The following is a 20,769-nucleotide window of genomic DNA, read 5'->3' on the forward strand; positions in this document are numbered from 1 at the left end:
TTTCTCCCCCTTCTACTTGATTCCTGAATGTGCCATCGTATTCATTACTTGACTTTGTAAAATGATAAAGATGATTAAATTTGGAATGAACATAATTAAAGATGCCGCTGCCGCCATTCCTTGGCCCGCTACCGTGTTACCACTTGTTGCCGAAGTTAATGTAGACATGTAAAAGGCAAAGGTCTTCAAATTTTCATTATCAACAAACAATGTCGAGGTTTCCGTGTTATTCCAAACAAGTTGAAACGATAATATCGCAATGGTGGAAATCGCCGGTTTTACAAGCGGAATGATAATTTTGCGGAAAATTTGATAGTCCGTCGCCCCATCCATCTGAGCAGCTTCTATTAATTCATTCGGTATTTGATCGATGAATTGTTTTACTAAGAAAAGTCCGATCGGCATTGCGATCAACGGGAAAATATGAACAAGGAACGTGTCCAACAATCCCACTTTTTCAATAAGCAAGTAACGCGGAATGACGACTGCCGCCGAAACGAACATTAAAGCAAGTGTGTTGATTTCAAAGATGGTTTTCTTTAGTTTGAATCGTTTTTTCGATAAGGCATACCCTGCCATCGTACTGATAAGAACTGTGACAAATACGACGATAAGGGTGATGGAGATACTGTTAAACAAGTAACGGGACATTGGAACACCCGTTGTACTTGTGTTGTTCATTAAATCAATGAAGTTCTGCATCGTCGGCTTTTGCACAAAAAAGCGCGGTGGATAAGCGAATAGCTCATCAATCGGCTTAAAGGCGTGAGAAAAGACAAAGACGATGGGCATAGCCATAAAGATGGCGAGCGGTATTAGAAATGCATAGAATTTCAATTGGCTTTTGTGAAAACGGTCTGGATTGATTTTCGTTCCATGGAATGCCGACACATCATTCACTCCCTACATTAGAAGTTTTATAGCTTGGATGTTTTCAAAAAGATTGTTAATCTGATTTAAAATGTTGTTTAGACACCGCTGTGGATTTCTGCAAATGGCTTCGCTTTCCTAGGGGCACTGCTGGAGCCCTCGTCGGCTACGCCTGCGGGGTCTCCAACTAGCGCTATCTCCCTCAGGAGTCTTCGCCTTTTGCTCCAATCCCCAGCTAGGTTTTCTCTAGGCACATGAAAATTCAGTTTTCCAGTGGCTTTGAGTCAAGTTTCTTCCGCTCCAATCCACTCATTAACTTTCTCTAAGAAAACAGCCATCTCTTTAGTCTTTTTCTCCGAATAAACGCCAAGCGATTTTTGAGAAAATATATACGAATAATAGTAATAGAACGCTTATTGCTGCTGCATATCCCATTTCATAACGGATGAAGCCATAGTCCTCTAAGTGATTGACCATTAATTGACCCGCATATTGAGGCGTCGGGTTGGCACCGGATAAGGCGACCCCGATCGCACCGGCCTGGAACGTCCCGACCACTGCCATCACTGCGCCGAAAAGCATCTGCGGCTTCATGGATGGAATGGTGATATAGATGATTTCTTGGAATCTATTTTTAATACCGTCAATATAACCAGCTTCATAGATTTCCCGATTAATGTTCAACACACCAGATAGCATCGCAAGGAATCCCACTCCCATGCTCCCCCAAAGGGTAACCACGATCATGATCGTCATTAAGTGATCTGGTGATTGCAGCCATTGTACAGGCTCCAAGATGACACCAATCGTAATCAATAAACTATTCAAGTAACCCGTCTGATCCCCACTGAAAATGATGGTCCACACAACTGCCATCGCGATTCCGGCTGTCATGGATGGGGAATAGATGATAAGCGCCAATACAGTTCGTGGCCCTTTGGAGATCTGAGCCAGCATCCAGGCAAGCAGGAAAGATAAAATATATCCTCCCGGCCCGACGATGACTGCAAACATCAGCGTATTCGGCAAGACGCGCTGCATGAAGACCTCATCTTGGGTAAGCACACTCACGTAGTTTGCAAGCCCGATGAAGCTCGGCATCTCAATCGCATTGAAGTACGTGAACGATAATAGAATGGCCACTATGACCGGGATGATGATAAAGGTAAAGAAAAAGATTAAATATGGTGCAAGAAAGATCGATGTACTTGCATGCTTTTGAAGGCTACTCCTCATTTTCTTCCACCCAGCTTTCTACTTGTTCAATCGTCGGAATCGGATAGGTTTTCACGATTTTTCCGTCTTTCATATATCCGAATTCCTCCATCTTCCGTCTCATTTCACGGTCAATGGTCACCACCGCATCATCAACTGCTGAACGGGTATTTTCCCCGTCAAAGACGACACGGTTCCATACATTACTTATCTCACGCTCTACCATATAGGTGTAAGGCGTTTTCGGTACTTCACGTAAATGTTCCCATTGCTCTAAGATGACTTCTTTATGTTCCTCTGGCCATGGTAATTGTTTAAAAGCGTCAAGATTTGCGGTATTCCACATATAGGATGGACCATACATGATTTGCAAGGTAGTGGCAAAGTCAGTCTGTGTTTCTGTGGACATCCACCATTTCAACACTTGCCATGCTTCGTCCTTATTCTTGCTGCCGTTAAAAATCATGCCAGCCTGTCCAGATCCCGTTGCCCATCTTTCCACTTCTCCGTCCTCACTTTCCACTCCAGGATGAAGGGAAATGTCCCACCAACCGGAGATTTCCGGTGCTGCAGATGTAAGCTCTACATAAGTCTGGAAGTTAGACACACCGATTGGCAAAGTAGAATAACGGAAATGGTTATAGAAATTCGGCACCTGAAGCGGCGTGCTGTAGATTGTATTCAAGTCCGTCATAAGCTGAATCCCACGGACTGTTTCATCGCTGTCAATCGTCGTACCCATGCCATCCTCTTTATACATGTCCCCTTGATGTTGATAGATAAAAGGAGAGGTTGACTGGAAGGGCTTGAACGCCACTGCACCAGCAATAGGCGTGTAGTAATTTAATCCAAAGCGTTGCAACTCAGGCAAGACATCTACTACATCCTCCCATGTGTCAGGGACAGGAACATCTAAGGCCCCTAAAATATCTTTTCTGTAAAATTGAACAAAGAAATCCTGCGTTTCCGGCAACCCATATACCTCATCTTCAATGATCATTGGCAAGAAAGCGCCAGGTGAAAAATGAGCAAGCGTTTCATCGAAATCATCAAACTCTCTTAAGTCATAAGCCGCTCCACGGATAGCAAGTTCATATGGCAGCCAGCTACTGATTCCAAGCGCAAGGTCCGGTTGACTGTTGGCTGCATTAGCCAAAATCAATTTTTGCTCAGAAGGCATGATGGAAAATCTCACTTTAATTCCTGTTTGAGGCGTAAAGTTTTGATCCACCATGTTCTGCATTAATTCTACATATTGACGTGGTCTGTTTACCCACACATCTACCACATCATCATCCACTTCTTCCGTTGCTAACGTATTAGAATGGAACGAGTGAAAGAATTTCAGTACAGATTCTTTTGTTTTTGCAAAAAATCCTAGCTCTGGTTTTGGTAACTTTTCGTCACCGTGAATATATATTCGATCCATTATCAATGGCTGTTTTTTCAAATCCAGTGTTGCATTTCCAAGAAGCTGTGCGACAGAACTTGAGCCTTCTGATAGCTGAGTCAGTCGTGCCGGGATTTTGTCAGGATCTGCAGCAAGCTCCCTTAACCGTTCAACGGCTATGTTGAGCGATACAATTTCTACTGATTCTTTCCCATCGCTTAACTCAAGCAGATACTCACTTTCTCCTTCAAGCTTATCCGCCCAGGAAGTAAGTTCCCCTTCTATCTCAGGCATGTACTCGGTAATCCTCCAGCCGCGAGAGCGATCTTGGTTGTTTCCGGTTAATCGTTTAATAGATAAGGAGAGCTGTTCAATGCCCTTCATCACTTCATCCATTTCGAATAACGTGCGGTTTACAGGTGACGCATCACCCTTAAGTGTTAGGGTATTTTTCCCCTTCTCTAAATAAAAATAATACGGTTTCCCGTCTTCATTGCTAAGCGTTTCATTTACCCAGTTTTTCTCCTGTTGGAAAGAATAGCTTTCTACTTCTTCAAAAGGTACCTCTCCATTGATCATGACTGTCCGGAACACCGGAAAGCCTGATTGTTTCTCTTGTAAAACTTTCAAGGAAATCTGGTAGTAGCCTGCTTCCTCCACATCCATCTCCCATGTAGCCGTTTGCCCGCTCGTTTCCCATGACTCTCCGCCGATTGCATTCAATAAGCGCTTGTCACGTTCATAAGGGACAACAGATGCATCCTGTCTATTTACAGGTCTGATAAAAGAGCTGTTCTTCTTTAGCGGGTGCTCCGCTTCGATCGTAATACTGTTTGTTTCCGTGAGATCCAAAGCTTCGTTTTCTCTATACTCTTCATATGTAGGGATCGTTCCCACACCACTTACATAAATGTTTCCAAGCAGCATTTCTCCCCGGATGTTTTCAAGTGTAATGGTGTTTTTGCCAGCTTTTAATTGATACTTCAACGGCCTTGCCTGCAGATGACTAGAATCCTCAGCCTTAATAGAATGCCATTGTTCGATCGGGAGCTGCGCCGGAATAATTTCATCTCCAAAGCGGTCCTGCTCAAAATCATTTGTTGCACTTTTCCAGTCCTTCGGGAACGTAATTCTGCGACTCTCAAAATACGGATACTCCCCGTTCACTTTGATCGATCCTTCTATCGGAACAATTCCTTCACCTAGAGGATAATAGTCGAAGCCCAGTTCATATAAGCCTTCTTCCTTTACATCCACTTCAATCGTCACTGTATTCTTGTCTTTCCAAGCATATACCTGATCGCCATACTCCTTGCTTTCTCCACCAGAAAGCAGGCTATTCTCATCAATGGATAAAAAATCGGCGGGAGGGACAATGCGCTCGAAATCTTGCGCGTTGTCTTGTCCCGCTTCATTCCACTGCTTAAGGATTGATAGATAGCGTGGCTCAATGACTTGTTCTGCCACCTGCTCAAGGCTCTTCTCTTCATCAGCAAATGCGAATTGGCCTGGTACTAGCAACAGCAGTATTAATGACCAGAACATCATTTTACGTTTTCATATCTAATCCCCATCCCCCTTCACAGTTTTACACCTTATTGACCAATCGCTTCTTTGCCTTTCTTGGTACTTTTGATTTGCTAATTCATTGATTTGTGCTGCATAGTCTTCAATCTTGATTTCGCCTCTTACACTTGCATCAATCAATGCCGCAATGTTTGCATTCGGCTCTTCTCCAACGGCTACACCAGTCGGCGCTTCCCATCTTGATTGAGCAAAGCCTGGTACTGTTTTAACAGGTTCCACAATTCCATTCGCCAGATTGTCATATGCTGTACGTAAGCCAGGGATATCCTGAACTTCAAAGAAGGCATCCAATACTTCTTCATCTTGCGTTACAGGCAGATTGTTCAATGCCTTGTCATGCTCTACGGCTAAATCAATACGTTTTAAGAATCCTTCTTTACCAAAGCTCATCCACTTAGCAAATAGGAATGCTTCTTCTTGATGTTTAGTAGATTTAGAGATTCCCATGAAATCATTAACGATGACTGTTCTTCCGCCAGGAGTTCCAACGAAATCCCAATCAAAATCAAGGTTAGTAGAGAAGTTTTCCACTGCCCATGTACCATCCCAGTTAAGTCCGATTCCACCGCCGGCAAATACTTCTCCAGCGTTCTCACCATTGAAGTTAGCTTTTTGCTCATCAGACAAGTTCTCATAAGAATAACCGTTTGTTACAAAGTTGCTTGTAAGATTAACACCAGAAATGAATTCATTGCTGTTTAGGTGATACTCGTCTTCACTGAATGTATACCAGCCAATCTCTTCGTTTACAGATGAAGGATACCAATCCACAATGGCAAATGGATTATTTAAACCAACCACTCCACTGTTTAAATTTGTCACGGAACGAACAGATTCCGTAAAATCATCAACAGAGAAACCATATTCAGGAACATCCAGGTTTGCCTGGTTGTATAAATCTTTATTTACAAAATAACCAAGGAAATGCTGTGCACTAGGGATTGCATATACCACATCATTATATGTAACAGAATCTGTTACAACTTCCGGAATGTTTGCAAAATCTTCATCTTCTGCAGCCAATTCTGTTACATCTAACAACCAGTCATTTGCAAGTCCAGTCGGTACTTGAGATACCATGAATACATCAGGCATTGCATTTGCACTTGCTGCAGAGGAAAGGGAATTATTCCAGTCATCTGTTGAGATCGACTCATCAATTTCTACATCAATGTTAGGATATTTCTCTTCGAATTCCGCAATCATCATGCGCTCGATATTATTATCTTCTTCCGTGCCAAGCGCCCAACTAGCAAATTTAATGGTTACTTGATCTTCGTTGTTACCTTCCTTCTCTGCGTCATTGGAAGCATTGTTGGAATTACTGCACCCAACTACCAGCATGAATGAAGCGGCGATCGCGATCCAAGGTTTCATCAATTTCATTACCCATACACCCCTTATTTATTATTTAATCGTTTAATCGAAACGTTTCAATTTGTTTGTAAAAATAAAAAGGGAGAGCTACTCAACCTTTTATACCTGCCTATCTGCAATTGATACGTTTCACTAACGTCATTATACTCCGTCTTGTAAACGATTACAATATTATTTTCTAAATATTTTCGGAGATTGATAGAATTGGTTGAAAAGTCTTAATACGTATGGGTTTGGTAGGTATTGGAACTGTTTCTATGATTATGAAAAATAGAAAAAGAACCGATTTTCATCAGTAGAATCGATTCGATTATTTCTTTTTTATTCTGTTGTACACCGCTGTTGGTTTCCGCAAATGGCTTCGCTTTCCTGCGGGCGGTCTGGGAGCCTCCTCACTTCGTTGCGGGGTCTCCCCTGTCCCTTCCTCCCGCGGGAGTCTTCGCCTTTTGCTACAATCAACAGCTAGAAAGCGTCAATTACATAACAATCACTTTAACAGTGCTTAATTTTTTGATTAATAATCCCAGATTAAAGCTGTTGTTCGAAAAATTCTAATACATCTTTTATATGTTTATCCCAATATGCCCAGTCATGGCCACCGGGTCCATCTGAAAAGGTTAAATCTAACCCGGCTTGGATGGCATGGTCTCTAAAGCGGGTATTTGCTTGATAGTTATGATCTTCTGTGCCGCAGCACTGATATAGCTTGGGAGCTTTTTCACCAATTTTTGTTGCAAGATGATAAAGGTCATCCTCACTTCCTAAAATAGGGCGATCGCCGAATATGTATTTGAAATCTCTTGGGAATGCAGGCAATCGTTCATTGATATCTAAGGAACCTGACATGCTTGCCGCTGCAGCAAATTCCTTAGGATTCCTCATGGCGACTTTGAAAGCCCCATAACCGCCCATGGAAAGCCCTGCAATAAAGTTTTCCTCTCTCTTTTCTGACAGTGGAAAAAGGCTTTGAGCAAGCGTGGGTACTTCCTCACTGACAAATTTGTAAAAATCATATCCATGTTCCATATCCGTATAAAAACTTCTCCCTGCAGCTGGCATCACAATCGCCCAGCCCATGGCAGAAGCATAACGTTCTAAGGAAGTAAATCTTGTCCAGATGGTATGGTCATCTGAAAGACCATGCAATAAATAAATGGTAGGGTGTTTTTTCTGTTTCACCTTTGATGATACCCCAATTTGTGAATTTGGCTGTGGCAATAAGACCGTCATGGAGGTTGAACATTGCAAAGCCTCCGAGAAAAAATCGCATGTAATTCTAGCCATTCTTTTCACTTCCTTTTTATAAGTTGATGAAACGTTTCGACTTTTTTCCATTATACGAGGTAGTAAATCTGCTTTCAATATTTTTCAGAAAATTATATTTTGTCGAACGTATGTTCTTTACTTTTCTTTTATACCAAAATATAATGAGAGAGTAAGTACATATCCATTGAAAAGGAGTGTTGAAAATGAAGCATCAAGCTGTACCTTATTTATCATTTAACGGAAATGCTAGACAGGCACTTGAGTTTTACAGAGAGGTATTTGAAGGTGAAATCAAAGGCATCATGACATTCGGCGAAGCGGACTTCCCGACGCCACCAGAAGCTGACCACCTTGTTATGCACGCGCGTTTTGAAAAAGGAAATCTAACACTGATGGCATCTGACTCATTCCCAGGTCAAACAGTAGAGATTGGAGGGAACGTCTCTTTAATGCTTGAGATGGAAAGCGAAGAACAGGTTGACACCCTATACGCACGCTTAAGTGAAAACGGAAAGGTATTGATGGAGCTTCAAGACACCTTTTGGGGAGCACGTTATGGAAGTGTTCAGGATTCCTTTGGTGTGAAATGGGATTTGAACTATACAAAGCCGCAATAAGCACAAAAACGCTTCGAGATCCATGAAGGTTCTCGAAGCGTCTAGATTCATTTAGGCAGAAATTCTTTTACCTGAAATCAGTTCAAACGTTTTTAAGAAAAACCAACTGAAACCGGCATAAAAACCTATGAGTGGATACTTAAATGATGCCGGCTTATTCTTTTCAAAATAAAAGTGGCCAATCCAAGAAAAAACATAATGCAATATAGCAAGCACTAAAGTGACCCACCAATTTACAAACAGAAATACCCAGGCCAAGAAAGCTGCTAGAAAGGCAAAATAATGCAGAACCTGATTCCAAGGGTTCCTATGTGCCTTTTGATATAATAGCAAATCGTTTTTCACTTTTTCTATCATCTCAGGTTATCCCTCGTAAATCATCTTTCTTGTCATGCCGCCATCGACCGTAATGTTTTCGCCGTTCACAAAATTGTTTTCCGAGTCCGTTAGATACAAACAAGCCTTTGCAATATCAACAGGCTTCCCAACCCGATTAGACAGATGTTGTGCATGATCCTTATCTCTTAGCTCTTCATAATTTTCATTTTGAATCCATCCAGGAGAAATAGCATTCACCGTAATATTCTGCTCACTTAAGGAAGCTGCCAGCGCATGCGTCAGCGCCACAATCCCGCCCTTAGTTGCAGCATATGCTTCAGAGTTTGGCTCAGACATGGACGCTCTGGTGGAGGCGATGTTCACAATAGAACCTCCATTTTTCATATACTTAGATGCTTCTTTGGAGGAGATAAACACACTTCGCAAATTCGTGTTGATTACATCATCCCAAGCTTCAACAGTGAGGTCATGAAGTGGAGTGAACCGGGAAACTCCTGCGTTATTAATAAGAATATCAATTTGGTGGAAGTGTTCCATGGTTTTAGTTATCAGGTGTTGTATGTCCTCTTCTTTTCTGACGTCTGTTTTGACGAAAAGGGCTTTTTCTCCAAGCTCCTGTTGTAGTGTTTGGCCCGCTTTTTCATCCAAGTCCGCAAGCACCACGTTTGCACCCGCATTTATGTATGCCATTGCGATTCCTTTGCCAATACCATTTGCCGCACCGGTAATAATGACAGTTTGTTTTTTGAAATTCATAGAGATTGCCTCCTTTGAGTATGTTTTGCTAGCCATTGCAAGGAAGTATAATGTCCACCATCGCCCCACCATTGGCATTATTTTGAATACAAAGCTTACCATTATGAATCTCTTCTACAACACGTTTACAGATCATTAACCCCAGGCCATTGCCGTCTTTTTTGGTTGTAAGAAATGGTTGGCCCATTCTGTGCAAAATCTGGTCAGGAAAACCATTTCCATCATCATTAAAGCTGACCAAAAGCTGGTTGTCACCCTGTGGTTTAACACTGATGGTGATTTTTCCGTTCTGTTCCACCGATTCTACACTATTTTTAACGAGATTGATAAACACCTGCTTCATTTGATTACCATCACAAAAGATAGGCTTAACATCCTGATAATTATATAGAATTTCAACATTTTTAATAATGGCGAAGCTCGATAATAATACTTCTATTTCACTGATAAGATCACGAACATCTTGCCAGTCCTTTTTCTGAACGGTCGGCCTAGACAGAACAAGGAACTCATTGGTGATTTGATCAATTCTTTCTATTTCTTTTAACATGATTTCTGGGAAGGCGTTACTTGGTCCCCCTTCTTTACTCAGCTGTATAAAACCTTTTAAAGTAGTAAGTGGATTCTTTATTTCATGTGCAACTCCTGCTGCCATCTGCCCTACAATAGCAAGCTTTTCAGCATTTTGAATATAGGATTCGGTTTTCGTATATTCTGTAATATCATGAAGCTGAATCAATGTTCCTCGTTGAAAAGGAAAAAAATCTACCAAACATGTTCTTGTCTCGTGTTTATTTTGAAAAATAATTTTGTAATCCTGGATAACTTCTCCTCTTACGTAAAGATTATGAACACGACTCAACAACATTAATTCATCTATGGCGAAGGACTCATAGTCTTGTGGCAAGCCTAAAATATCCCTAGCTTTAGGGTTAATCCTTACAATTTCCCTGTTTTCCTCTACCACTATGTAGCCTGTATTGGATTGCTCCAGCACCATATGGTTCATTTCATCTAAATATCGATTCTTTTCTAGAAGGTTCAATTCCCTTTGAATCGAATCCACAATCGTTTCCAAAGAAGCCATGATAAGCGGGTTCGCGACCTTTACAAACGTCATCATGGATATCGTGCCAACTACTTGGTTCTTTATAAATAGAGGTACACTGTAACACGCAGTCTGATGAAGGAAAGAAAAGAAATGCTCTTCTCCTATAACTTGTACAGGAACACCAAGGTCCAGTGCAGCTACAATAGAGTTCACCCCTGCCTGCTCTTCGCTGAATTGAACACCTTTTTTCAGGCCAACCTGATTAACAACTGTATTTTCTAAGCTTGGATCGCCAAGGTATTCAATGATATTTCCTTTTTCGTCTGTTACTGCAACTAAGATAGGTATACCTTTGCTCTTTTCTAAAAATGTATTCATAAACAGTCTGATAATATCCAACGTGTCCTTGTATGTACTTTGAATCTCGGACAATTCCTCATCTGATAAGCTATTAAAAGTGGGGATGACATGTGGATCTAATTTATTGATATGGCAGCGCTCTCGCATTTTTGTTATATATTCTTCTAGCATGCTATCATCCTTTGAAGCTCGTAATGTGCTCATACTAAAAAGTATATACTACTGAGAGTGGAGATGGAAACAATGAAAGATTGGGAGGCGGCATTTCCGGTGGTTTATGGGGTTTTTATGGCAATATAAAAGACCACACCAGAACAGTGTGGTCTTCTTACATTTGAAATGGAGACGGTGGGAATCGAACCCACGTCCAGAAACATCGCCACTTAAGCATCTACGAGTGTAGTCAATATATTAGTATTTCGCTAACCGTTCCGCCTATTGACTGGCATCCTGGTAGCTAGTCTGGTTGTGCTCTTCCTTTGACCTCAGACGGCGATCTCCGGCGTAGCCCACTTAGAGTGAGTCCCTGATCCTACCACATGGGCGATGGAGGGAGGAACCGCTATAGTCTGTTATTAAGCAGCTAAAGCGAAGTTGTTGTTTTCTTTGCCAGTTATATTGGCGTTGACGTTGATGACGAGGACGATCCCCCCGACTCGCAACCCAAGCTCGAACTATCCCTGTCGAATCCGTAACGTCCCCTCGATTATAAATGTCTCTGTTGAAGTTTAAATCAACAAAGAGCAAAAACACGAGGTTCTACGGGAAAGATAATCAAGCCAATGTGTTGGCTATTCAATTATCAAAGCGCCACTGTTATCTTAGCGACATCCTTATTATAGCACACTCACATAACTTTGCAATTGTAAGTTATTGTAAAATACACTACACTATTCCTTTTGACGTTCACGGAACGCTCTCTCAATATCGCGTTTCGCTTCTTTCTTTTTCAAGTCATCACGCTTGTCGTATTTCTTTTTCCCTTTACCCAGACCGATTAACAGCTTGGCATAGCCATTTTTCAGATAGATTTTCAAAGGGACTAATGCATAGCCTTCTTCTTTTGTAAGACCTATCAGCTGATTTATCTGTTTGCGGTGAAGAAGCAGCTTTCGTGTACGAAGCGGATCATGGTTGTATCTGTTTCCTTGTTCATACGGACTGATGTGCAGGTTGTGTAAAAATACTTCCCCGTTCTGCACCCGCGCAAAGGAATCCTTCAGGTTTACGCGACCTGCTCGCATGGATTTGATCTCCGTACCTTGCAGCACCATCCCTGTTTCATATGTCTGTTCGATGAAATAGTCGTGGTTGGCTTTTTTGTTGGTACTGATGACCTTTCCTGTCCCCTTCGGCATGGCTGTTTCCCCCTTTCTTTCTAATAAGGCGTAGTGAATATTTTACCAAATCCACTACCCCTCTACAAGAAAGAAGGATCTTTCTTGGTGAAAAAGACCCTTCTTCCCATTCATTATAGCTTATCACTTCTTCTTTTTACGCTTCTGTTTCGGCGCATTTTCAAAGAACTTCTTGTTTTTCTTTTTCTTTTTACCAGTGCCTGTACTTGGCCCCTTAGTCGTCCAGCCGATTTCAAACGTGTAATCATCAATATTGCTCTCATCTTTACGTATTTGGCTGCGACCTTTGGCCGGTTTTTTACGTTCGCTTTGGATGACACGCGGTGCACTCTTCGTATCTGGGCGACGAGTACCTTTCATACCAACTACTTCAAAGTCAATGGAGCGCTCATCTTTGTTTACATTGATAACACGAACGGTGATTTCGTCTCCGATGCGGTACACTTTCCCGGTCCGCTCCCCGATCATTGCATAATGACGCTCATCGTAGCGATAATAGTCATCCGTCAAATAGCTCACATGGACAAGGCCTTCAATCGTATTCGGCAGCTCGACGAACATTCCGAAGTTTGTAACAGAGCTGATGATCCCATCATATTCTTCTCCAATTTTATCAAGCATGTACTCGGATTTCTTTAGTTCATCCGTTTCACGCTCGGCTTCTACCGCACGACGCTCCATGTTGGAAGAATGCTCGGCAATCTCAGGCAGCTTGTCGCTCCATTTCTCCTGGGTCTTCGCATCCAGTTTCTTTTGAATCAGGTAGGTGCGAATCAGACGATGAACAATCAAGTCAGGATAACGACGGATTGGTGAGGTGAAATGGGTATAGAACTCTGTGGATAAACCAAAGTGCCCTAAGCTTTCCTCATCATATTTCGCCTGTTTCATAGAACGTAGCATGACAGTGGATACTACCATTTCTTCCGGCTTACCTTGTACCGCTTCAATTACCTCCTGAAGCGCACGAGGATGAATCTCGTTCCCTTTTCCTTTTACCACATATCCGAAGTTTGTGATGAACTCAAAGAATCGTTGGAGCTTCTCTTCTTTTGGGTCCTCATGGACACGGTAAATGAACGGTACATTCATCCAGTGAAAATGCTCGGCTACCGTTTCGTTCGCAACAAGCATGAACTCTTCAATCAATCGCTCAGCTACCGAACGTTCTCGAAGAACAACATCCTTAGGTGCACCTTCTTCATCCACAATCACCTTGGATTCTTTGAAATCAAAATCAATGGCACCACGCGTCATCCGCTTTTTGCGAAGGACAGCAGCCAACTCTTCCATTAACTGAAACATCGGAACCAAGGATTCATAACGAGATATTACTTCTTCGTCTTTATCAACGAGAATTTTTTTGACATCTGAATAAGTCATACGTTCCGTTGTCTTGATTACACTGTGGAAAATCTCATGTTTCACCACTTCACCGGCATTATTAATCTCCATCTCACAAGAAATAGTAAGGCGGTTGACTTTCGGGTTCAACGAGCAGATCCCATTGGAAAGGCGATGAGGAATCATCGGGATTACACGGTCCACAAGATAAATACTTGTTCCGCGCTCCTGCGCTTCCATATCTAACGGTGAACCTTCTGTCACATAATGTGTGACGTCTGCGATATGAACGCCAAGCTTGTAGTTACCGTTGTCTAGTTTCGTCACGGTTACCGCGTCATCCAGGTCTTTCGCGTCCGCTCCATCGATCGTAACAATGACCTGATCGCGAAGGTCACGACGATCTCCAAGATCTTTTTCGTCAATCTCATCCGGTGTGGCATTTGCTTGATCGAGGACTTCTTTTGGAAACTCCTGCGGCAGGCCATGCTTATGAATGACAGACAAGATATCTACACCAGGGTCATTTTTATGACCGAGTATGCGGATGACTTCACCCTCGGCACTAAGGCGACCTTCCGGATAAGTAACTAGTTTTACTACAACTTTATGTCCTTCAACCGCACCATTGCTGGCACTTTTCGGAATGAAGATATCATTGGCAATTTTTTTGTCATCTGCAATTACGAAGCCAAAACTCTTACTTTCGGTATATGTACCAACAATCTCTTTGACTCCACGTTCCACGATCCGGATGACCGTACCTTCTTGACGCGAATCACCAGCAGCCTTTCTGCTTACGCGTACAAGTACGATATCTCCGTGCATGGCATTGTTCAGCTCGTTCGGTGGAATGAACACATCGTCCATATCCGCCTCTTCCGGCATGACAAATGCAAAGCCCTTGGAGTGACCGATTACTTTTCCTTTAATCAGGTTCATTTTTTCAGGCAAGCCATAACGGTTGCTGCGTGTTCTTACAATGAGCCCCTGGTCTTCCATGTACACTAACGCTTTAACGAAGTCCTTGAATTCTTCTGAGTCTTTGATTCCGAAAGCTTGTTCTAATTCTTGAGTAGTTAGTGGTTTGTAGGCTTCTTCTTTCATATAGGAAAGTAATTTATCTACGTGTTGTTGAATTATTTCTTCCATTATATATCCCTCCCCTTATCAGGTTTTTGAGTGTCTGTTGTTCACCGCAGTTGATTTACACGCTAGGCTTCGCTTTCCAGTGGGCGGTCCGGAAGCCTCCTCACTTCGTTGCGGGGTCTTCCCAGTCCCTTCCTCCCACAGGAGTCTACGCCTATCGTTCCAATCAACAGCTAGGTTACTTCAATGATTAGAGTTCTTATATATATAGTATTACCAATCCAGCGACTCTAAAAACTCGTAGACGTCTTCGTGGAGTTGCTCGCGTTCTTTATCGAGCGTGATGACGTGACCGGATTCTTCGTACCATTTTATTTTCTTATCGTCCGATTCCACTTCGTTGTAGATAATATTGGCACTGTCTGTGTTAATCATGTTGTCATGTCGGGCTTGTACCACAAATGTTGGGGAATAAATCATATCTACATTATTCCGCACGTCTGCAATCAATTCCTGCAAAGCCTTCAATGTCCCCATCGGTGTCTTCTCGAATTCCTTCATTTCTTGTTCAATCTGCTCCGCGCTTTTCCCTTCACGGCGCTTGAACTCGCGCGCGTATTCCAAGACACCTTGGTACATTATTTCTTCGCTCTTGATATACATCGGCGCGCACATTGGCACAATACCCTTCACAGGAACTGTATAGCCTAACCTTAAAGAGAAAACTCCGCCAAGAGACAAGCCTACGACCGCAATACTTTCAAAACCTTTATCCTTCAAGAACTGGTAGGCTTCCATCACGTCCTTCCACCAATCCTCAGGTCCTGTATGAACCAATTCCTCCGGTGGCACCCCATGCCCTTTATACTGAGGCGCATGGCAAGTATAACCTCTCTTCTCCAAGAACCGGCCCATCATCCGCACATCTGCCGAATTCCCTGTAAACCCATGTAACATCAATACCGCACGATCTCCGCCTTCAAACGTAAAAGGCTTGGGCAGCTTCACTTTCATCACGTCAGAACATCCTTTCTTTCACATGTATTTATAGTATGCTAATTTTAATTAAATATCAGATATGATTAGTCCGAAAAGAACATTTTACCATAAAGGGTGATGAATAGCTTTTAATGAGCCCTTTTCGTAGAGGAGTTTACATTTACGGGGGTACTTAGTAAAGAAGTATCAAAATTGATTTTTTAGTAGGAGAAAATCGACAAAAATAATGTTTTACTTTTTGAATAAAAGGTGGCAAAATACCCATATTTTCTATTCAAAACCCGCTATTCAAGTCCTCAATTCAGCTTTTATAAACATTTTATTCCTAAAAGCATTTTCGTAAAATAATTATATATATTCGACAACAATCTGCAACATTCCATAATTAGTTATTTTATAATAAATTTAGGGAATAGGAAGGACAATGGTAGCAATACCAAAGTTGTATATCGAATCATTCGAAACAACAGTCAAAGGCAAACTTGCTGAAAGGCAAGGACGCAAAGTCAACAGATCTAAGATTATGTAAAAGAGATATAAAAAGTTCTTTTACCAATTAAGATGGCTGGGCTGCCTGAAATACCAAAGTATTTTAGGAGGGAAATAGGGATGGAAAACGTAACAGTTGAAATGACAGAAAATTTAGATAAGGAGTGGGTAGATCTAATAACGAATGCATTAGAGATGGGCATTTCATCCGCAGAAATTAGAGATTTCTTACATAATTATCGCAATCATAGTTCATTTAAACTCTAATTTTATGAATATTTACGTATTTTCGTTCTAAATATCTAACAAACCCTTCGTTATATGCTATAATAAGCATGATAGGAAGGTGAAAGCCATGATTGGTGAACGAATTAAGAAATATAGAGAACAACGAAAAATGTCCATGTCAGAACTAGCCGAACGCGCCGGCGTGGCTAAATCATACCTTAGCTCGATCGAACGGAACCTACAATCAAATCCTTCTGTTCAATTTTTGGAAAAAGTCTCGTCAGTGCTTGGAGTTAATGTTAACACCCTCCTACACGATGAAGACGAAGCCCAGGCAAAAGAAAACCTTGATCGTGAGTGGGCAACTCTTGTGAAAGAGGCGATGGACTCAGGGGTGACCAAGGATCAGTTTAGAGAGTTTTTGGAATTTAATAAATGGAAAATAAATCAGGAAAAATAGAAAAACCGCTGATGCTTATGAAACGGAGCGTCAGCGGTTTTTTATATGACTTTGTTAACTTTGTAGGATGTGAGGTGAAGTGTTATTTGCTTATTTCTATAAGGTATTGAAGTGTGATTACCTTTAGCGACAATGGCCTTTTGTGAGGTTAAATCCTCTAAGCAGGTTGGACATTTCCAAAAGTCATACTCATAGGAGCTATATGAGGTTCTTTCACATATAGAACAAGTTTTAGTATACATTTTCAATCACCCATTTTTCTATTTATTTTTTGTGATAAAAAAACTACTATTCCTATTCCAAATATGAATAAACCATATAAAATAAAATCATAAGCATTTCCTGCAGTATTTGGTAAAACACCTGATTGTTCTGGGGTAGAAACAGATTCGTTACCCTTTGCTTTAATAATCAATTCAAATTCTGTTTTAAGCCCTTGAAAATTGTTTCCAGATTCATGTGGAAAGGTAACTGTAAAAACGTATTCATGAGATTCTTTTTCCTCAAAAATCGATTGTTTTAGCCCATCAAAATCTTTAATCTTACCATTAAATAATTCTTTATTTTCATATTCTATGTTAAGGAAGAATTCGTTAAATAATTTCTCTGATCCAGACTTATGATTTAATTCCATGGTGTAGGAAGTTTTAGATCCAATATTTTTAAGAGAAATTATTTTCTCACTCCAATCTCCTGGAGCGAAATCACTTATATCAAATAATATTTTTTCAGGTTTTGTAGTAATATTATATATAGGGTTATTCGTTGGTTGAGCAAAAACTAAACTTGGAGTAAACAAGGTAAACACTACTAAAATTAGTAAAACTGCAATTTGATTTCTCATCCTACCTACTCCTTAACTTTAAAACTACATAACTTAAAACTTAACTATATTCATAAAAAATATTTTAAAACAAAAGATGGCATATGCCATCTTTTGTTTGATTTGACAAAAATTTAGTCTCTAGACATTCCATCACGTTGAGTTGCTTCTAGAGTAAATGTAGGCTTAATTGTCCAACCTTGAAATTTATTTTGATCATACAATCCATCTTCATTTGCATCATCTAAGATGTTTTCAAATTTGATCCTCATTTCCATAGTATCTGTATCTCCTACTGCTAGTTTTCTGTCAGTAGAATCAATAACTCCCCATAGTCCGTGGAAAGCAGTGGTAATATCAGGTTTGTGTTGAGATAATTGGTGTATAGTGTATCCTTCTAAATCCCCAAGGAAAGGAATTCCAAAGTAGGTCCCACCTTGGCCATATCTCACAGGGTCTCCTTCATTATCTAAGAATTGAACAGTAAATTGGTTTGCAAATTCTTCCCTTAACGCTTCGTCTGTAATTTCCACACCATTTTTATCTTTAACAACATAATTTGTAGCCATAAATACTTCTTTTATTTCAATACTACCCTTATTTTCCAGTGTGAACTCTTCTGTTTTCCAATCGCCAGGAGCTAGTTTATCGATATTAAATACATGTTTAGGATTTACTGCTAAATTAAGAGTTCCTGCAGCAAAAGTATTACTTACTGTCTCAATATCATTAAACGCTGCCCAAGTTCCCCCTCCAATCAATGAAATACCTAGTGCTGCTGACATTACCCCTGCTCCTAATTTCTTTTTAATAGTCATTAAATTTCCTCCCATTCCCCTCGAGCTTTGCGAGGTATGTAATTTATATGAATCCATGTTGAGCATGGAGATTCACCACTAAGAAATCTTTTCTTCAATAACATCGCTTTCTTTTGTAGTAACTTGCATTTTGCCTTCAATTTCTTTTAAAGCTTGTCGGATAGTAATTGTTGCATATCCCAGCAGTATCAATCCTGGTATTATCAACAGAATTGCTGTTCCTATAGGTGATGTTGCATAATTTAGGAAGTAACCCAACTTGGGTATAGTATAGCCTGAATAAACGGCAACAACATTTTGTGATAGTACAGGATTTGTATCTTCAAAGTTGTTGTTATCTCCTTTTGTTTTATATAAAACACCTTCATTTGAAGCGATAACATCAATAATTCTATGTGTTACTAAGACATCTCTACTTTCTTGAAATGTTATAACGTCACCTATGGATAAATCAGTAGGATTCTCTAATTTTTGTACTGCTATTACAGACCCTGTTTGAAATGTTGGTTCCATGGATCCAGATAGGACAGTTTTAATCTGATAACCAAATAGGTTTGGTTCTCCACCTGAAGCTCTACCTGCTATAACAATAACCACGCATATCAGGGTAGTTATCATAAACAGCCAGTAACCTACATTTCCTATCACTTTTACTATCTTTTTACTATTCATTGGATTCACCACCAGAAGTTTTATTTGAGTCCGCTGAATCATCTTTATTGTTATTTTCTGTAGATCTAGATTCAGCATTTTCACTTGATTCTTGTGTTGTTTCTTGAGTTTCTTCATTAGTATTACTTTTGCTTTCAGTAGATTCATCAACTTCTTGTGTTCCATCTTCGTTAGAATCATTTTGATTAGATTGGTCTTTATCTTGTGTTTCTACCTCATTAGAACCTTGTTGCTCTTCCTCTGAATCATTATTTTCTTTTGTATCAATTGAATTTGTTGTGTTTCCACAAGACTTCACGTCAATTTTCATACCGAAAACTGGCATTCTATCAACAACTTCTCCACCTAGCTTCTTGCTACCAGAATGACCATCTGATTGAAAAGCAACTATTTTGTAAGAACCATTCAAAAGCTCACTTTCTTCATTTTCAAAAGTAAGAGTAGCTGAATCACCTTTATTAAGGACTGGAATTATACCTGTTTGAAAGATTAAATCTCCATTTTTTTTATTTGGATTAATTGGATTTTCAAAGTTTTCATTGTAGTAAACATAATATATAGACTCATTTAACATATTTCCGTCACCAGTATTTTTAAATTCTTGTGAAATTCTTGTACAAGAATATTCTATTGATGAATCAATTTGAATTAATGAGCTTTTGTCTGTCCTATCTACCTTAGGCTCATCTGGCTCTTGTGGATCAACCACCCAACTAACAGGGATCTTTGCATGAATGGTAGTTAGCGAGTTAAAAGCTGCATTTGTATTTGCATTTAAAGATAAGATACAAAAAAATAATGCATACCATAAACAAAGTGCTTTAATTCCCTGTTTTTGCAGTTTATACTTATCTCTAAATTTTCTTAGTCGATGAGATCTTATAATAATCTCCTCCTATCAGGAGTTAGTTGTTTGTTCTTTTTAAAGAACCTTACAATACGAAGTATAAAACACTTTGTTCTTAATGAAAAACCTTAAATTAGTTCAAAATACCTCAATAAAGAACGTTTTTTGGGATTTTCCTCCTGTTTTCTTTAATTTTCTCACTATTTTGTTTTTTATAAAGAATTTATTGTGCTATATAATGAACTTATGTCATAAGATGGTAAGGGGACGAGTATGCTTGGTGAGCGCTTGAAGAGGTTGAGGAAGGTAAAGGGCTATTCATTAAGTGAACTCTCGGAACTGGCTGGTGTGTCGAAGTCTTATTTGAGTTATTTGGAGAGGAATATCCAAACGAATCCTTCTCTCCAGTTTTTAAATAAGATCGCCGTTACGCTTGAGACAGACTTGGATTTTTTACTGAATGGGGAATCGGATAACGATAAACCTGATGTGCAGGTGCTGGATGAGGAATGGAGACGGTTGGTGCAGCGGGCAATTGCGGAGGGTTTGAGCAAGGAAGATTTTATTCATTTTAAAGAGTACATGGAGTTTCAGAAGTGGCAGGGTACAAAGAAGACCGTTTCGAAGAAGGAGGAAGAAGAGGCTTGAACGTTGAGATGGATATGGAATGGGTAGAGCTGTTAACATTAGCTAGAGCTTATGGGATTTCTATTGAAGAGGTGAAAGCCTTCCTCCAGGAGACAAGTGAACAGAACAAGGAAGTCTTGGTCGTAAAGTGACTAGGGCTTTTTTTAATGATAAAAGCAAAAAACCA

20 protein-coding genes, 1 other RNA gene and 1 riboswitch are annotated in these 20,769 nt (G+C 40.3%); of the genes, 5 read left to right on the forward strand and 16 right to left on the reverse strand.

The window, feature by feature from the left end:
• Nucleotides 1-12: 12 nt before the first annotated feature.
• From M313_RS0114610 to M313_RS0114630, 5 genes are all read right to left on the reverse strand, one after another.
• A complete protein-coding gene (locus M313_RS0114610; protein ID WP_010196783.1) occupies nt 13-891 on the reverse strand; it encodes a carbohydrate ABC transporter permease in 879 nt (292 codons plus the stop codon).
• Between the two features lie 321 nt (nt 892-1,212).
• Nucleotides 1,213-2,106, reverse strand: coding sequence for a carbohydrate ABC transporter permease (locus M313_RS0114615; RefSeq protein ID WP_010196784.1), 894 nt, complete (start codon nt 2,104-2,106; stop codon nt 1,213-1,215).
• Nucleotides 2,096-5,023, reverse strand: coding sequence for an extracellular solute-binding protein (locus M313_RS0114620; protein ID WP_010196786.1), 2,928 nt, complete (start codon nt 5,021-5,023; stop codon nt 2,096-2,098). Before M313_RS0114620 ends, M313_RS0114615 begins: the two co-directional genes overlap by 11 nt.
• Before the next feature lie 15 nt (nt 5,024-5,038).
• On the reverse strand, nt 5,039-6,448 hold the full coding sequence (locus tag M313_RS23705; RefSeq protein ID WP_010196787.1) for an ABC transporter substrate-binding protein: 1,410 nt from the start codon (nt 6,446-6,448) through the stop codon (nt 5,039-5,041).
• Nucleotides 6,449-6,967: 519 nt separating this feature from the next.
• A complete protein-coding gene (locus tag M313_RS0114630; protein ID WP_010196788.1) occupies nt 6,968-7,723 on the reverse strand; it encodes an alpha/beta hydrolase in 756 nt (251 codons plus the stop codon).
• Nucleotides 7,724-7,908: 185 nt separating this feature from the next.
• Between M313_RS0114630 and M313_RS0114635 the strand changes: the two genes are divergently transcribed.
• Nucleotides 7,909-8,322 (forward strand): VOC family protein, encoded by a 414-nt coding sequence (locus M313_RS0114635; RefSeq protein WP_010196790.1) that lies wholly within the window; start codon nt 7,909-7,911, stop codon nt 8,320-8,322.
• A gap of 51 nt (nt 8,323-8,373) precedes the next feature.
• Here the strand turns inward: M313_RS0114635 and M313_RS0114640 are convergent, their stop codons facing one another.
• From M313_RS0114640 to M313_RS0114665, 7 genes are all read right to left on the reverse strand, one after another.
• Nucleotides 8,374-8,679 (reverse strand): DUF962 domain-containing protein, encoded by a 306-nt coding sequence (locus M313_RS0114640; protein WP_010196791.1) that lies wholly within the window; start codon nt 8,677-8,679, stop codon nt 8,374-8,376.
• A 6-nt stretch (nt 8,680-8,685) separates the two neighbouring features.
• Nucleotides 8,686-9,417: an SDR family NAD(P)-dependent oxidoreductase gene (locus M313_RS0114645; protein ID WP_010196793.1), complete on the reverse strand. Its 732-nt coding sequence runs from the start codon at nt 9,415-9,417 to the stop codon at nt 8,686-8,688.
• 28 nt (nt 9,418-9,445) lie between these two features.
• Nucleotides 9,446-10,999, reverse strand: coding sequence for an ATP-binding protein (locus tag M313_RS0114650; RefSeq protein ID WP_010196794.1), 1,554 nt, complete (start codon nt 10,997-10,999; stop codon nt 9,446-9,448).
• A 166-nt stretch (nt 11,000-11,165) separates the two neighbouring features.
• Nucleotides 11,166-11,530: a transfer-messenger RNA gene (gene ssrA / locus M313_RS25340) on the reverse strand.
• A gap of 188 nt (nt 11,531-11,718) precedes the next feature.
• Entirely contained in the window at nt 11,719-12,186 is a 468-nt protein-coding gene (smpB, locus tag M313_RS0114655) for an SsrA-binding protein SmpB (RefSeq protein WP_010196796.1), read from the reverse strand.
• Between the two features lie 123 nt (nt 12,187-12,309).
• A complete protein-coding gene (gene rnr / locus M313_RS0114660; protein ID WP_010196797.1) occupies nt 12,310-14,682 on the reverse strand; it encodes a ribonuclease R in 2,373 nt (790 codons plus the stop codon).
• Between the two features lie 210 nt (nt 14,683-14,892).
• Nucleotides 14,893-15,633, reverse strand: a complete 741-nt coding sequence (locus tag M313_RS0114665) for an alpha/beta hydrolase (protein ID WP_010196803.1) — start codon at nt 15,631-15,633, stop codon at nt 14,893-14,895.
• 450 nt (nt 15,634-16,083) lie between these two features.
• Nucleotides 16,084-16,196, forward strand: a riboswitch (cyclic di-GMP riboswitch).
• A 31-nt stretch (nt 16,197-16,227) separates the two neighbouring features.
• On the opposite strand from M313_RS0114665, the gene M313_RS25345 reads away from it, so the two are divergent.
• Nucleotides 16,228-16,374, forward strand: a complete 147-nt coding sequence (locus M313_RS25345; protein ID WP_010196805.1) for an anti-repressor SinI family protein — start codon at nt 16,228-16,230, stop codon at nt 16,372-16,374.
• Between the two features lie 88 nt (nt 16,375-16,462).
• Nucleotides 16,463-16,795: a helix-turn-helix domain-containing protein gene (locus tag M313_RS0114675; protein ID WP_010196806.1), complete on the forward strand. Its 333-nt coding sequence runs from the start codon at nt 16,463-16,465 to the stop codon at nt 16,793-16,795.
• Nucleotides 16,796-17,039: 244 nt separating this feature from the next.
• Here M313_RS0114675 and M313_RS0114680 read toward each other — a convergent pair whose 3' ends face one another.
• From M313_RS0114680 to M313_RS0114695, 4 genes are all read right to left on the reverse strand, one after another.
• On the reverse strand, nt 17,040-17,639 hold the full coding sequence (locus tag M313_RS0114680; protein ID WP_010196808.1) for a hypothetical protein: 600 nt from the start codon (nt 17,637-17,639) through the stop codon (nt 17,040-17,042).
• 113 nt (nt 17,640-17,752) lie between these two features.
• Nucleotides 17,753-18,436 carry a TasA family protein gene (locus M313_RS0114685; RefSeq protein ID WP_010196810.1) on the reverse strand — a complete coding sequence of 228 codons (684 nt, stop codon included), beginning with the start codon at nt 18,434-18,436 and terminating at the stop codon, nt 17,753-17,755.
• Between the two features lie 78 nt (nt 18,437-18,514).
• Nucleotides 18,515-19,108 carry a signal peptidase I SipW gene (gene sipW / locus M313_RS0114690; RefSeq protein WP_010196812.1) on the reverse strand — a complete coding sequence of 198 codons (594 nt, stop codon included), beginning with the start codon at nt 19,106-19,108 and terminating at the stop codon, nt 18,515-18,517.
• Nucleotides 19,101-19,817, reverse strand: coding sequence for a hypothetical protein (locus tag M313_RS0114695; protein ID WP_010196815.1), 717 nt, complete (start codon nt 19,815-19,817; stop codon nt 19,101-19,103). The genes sipW and M313_RS0114695 overlap by 8 nt, the downstream gene beginning before the upstream one ends.
• A gap of 411 nt (nt 19,818-20,228) precedes the next feature.
• Here M313_RS0114695 and M313_RS0114700 point away from each other — a divergent pair, with 411 nt between their 5' ends.
• Together M313_RS0114700 and M313_RS25350 are read left to right on the forward strand one after the other, a co-directional pair.
• Nucleotides 20,229-20,603, forward strand: a complete 375-nt coding sequence (locus M313_RS0114700; RefSeq protein WP_010196818.1) for a helix-turn-helix domain-containing protein — start codon at nt 20,229-20,231, stop codon at nt 20,601-20,603.
• Nucleotides 20,600-20,734, forward strand: coding sequence for an anti-repressor SinI family protein (locus tag M313_RS25350; RefSeq protein WP_010196820.1), 135 nt, complete (start codon nt 20,600-20,602; stop codon nt 20,732-20,734). Before M313_RS0114700 ends, M313_RS25350 begins: the two co-directional genes overlap by 4 nt.
• Nucleotides 20,735-20,769: the final 35 nt, after the last annotated feature.

Origin of the sequence: Bacillus sp. m3-13, assembly GCF_000175075.1 — a bacterium.
In the GTDB taxonomy this organism is placed as follows: domain Bacteria; phylum Bacillota; class Bacilli; order Bacillales; family Bacillaceae_I; genus Sutcliffiella_A; species Sutcliffiella_A horikoshii_C.

Coding starts and splice junctions, on each gene's coding strand:
- M313_RS0114635 (WP_010196790.1), top strand. CDS start 7,909: ATGAAGCATCAAGCTGTACCTTATTTATCATTTAACGGAAATGCTAGA.
- M313_RS0114615 (WP_010196784.1), bottom strand. CDS start 2,106: ATGAGGAGTAGCCTTCAAAAGCATGCAAGTACATCGATCTTTCTTGCA.
- M313_RS0114700 (WP_010196818.1), top strand. CDS start 20,229: ATGCTTGGTGAGCGCTTGAAGAGGTTGAGGAAGGTAAAGGGCTATTCA.
- sipW (WP_010196812.1), bottom strand. CDS start 19,108: ATGAATAGTAAAAAGATAGTAAAAGTGATAGGAAATGTAGGTTACTGG.
- rnr (WP_010196797.1), bottom strand. CDS start 14,682: ATGGAAGAAATAATTCAACAACACGTAGATAAATTACTTTCCTATATG.
- M313_RS0114665 (WP_010196803.1), bottom strand. CDS start 15,633: ATGAAAGTGAAGCTGCCCAAGCCTTTTACGTTTGAAGGCGGAGATCGT.
- M313_RS0114630 (WP_010196788.1), bottom strand. CDS start 7,723: ATGGCTAGAATTACATGCGATTTTTTCTCGGAGGCTTTGCAATGTTCA.
- M313_RS0114680 (WP_010196808.1), bottom strand. CDS start 17,639: ATGAGAAATCAAATTGCAGTTTTACTAATTTTAGTAGTGTTTACCTTG.
- smpB (WP_010196796.1), bottom strand. CDS start 12,186: ATGCCGAAGGGGACAGGAAAGGTCATCAGTACCAACAAAAAAGCCAAC.
- M313_RS0114645 (WP_010196793.1), bottom strand. CDS start 9,417: ATGAATTTCAAAAAACAAACTGTCATTATTACCGGTGCGGCAAATGGT.
- M313_RS0114685 (WP_010196810.1), bottom strand. CDS start 18,436: ATGACTATTAAAAAGAAATTAGGAGCAGGGGTAATGTCAGCAGCACTA.
- M313_RS0114640 (WP_010196791.1), bottom strand. CDS start 8,679: ATGATAGAAAAAGTGAAAAACGATTTGCTATTATATCAAAAGGCACAT.
- M313_RS23705 (WP_010196787.1), bottom strand. CDS start 6,448: ATGAAATTGATGAAACCTTGGATCGCGATCGCCGCTTCATTCATGCTG.
- M313_RS0114675 (WP_010196806.1), top strand. CDS start 16,463: ATGATTGGTGAACGAATTAAGAAATATAGAGAACAACGAAAAATGTCC.
- M313_RS0114620 (WP_010196786.1), bottom strand. CDS start 5,023: ATGATGTTCTGGTCATTAATACTGCTGTTGCTAGTACCAGGCCAATTC.
- M313_RS25345 (WP_010196805.1), top strand. CDS start 16,228: ATGGAAAACGTAACAGTTGAAATGACAGAAAATTTAGATAAGGAGTGG.
- M313_RS0114650 (WP_010196794.1), bottom strand. CDS start 10,999: ATGCTAGAAGAATATATAACAAAAATGCGAGAGCGCTGCCATATCAAT.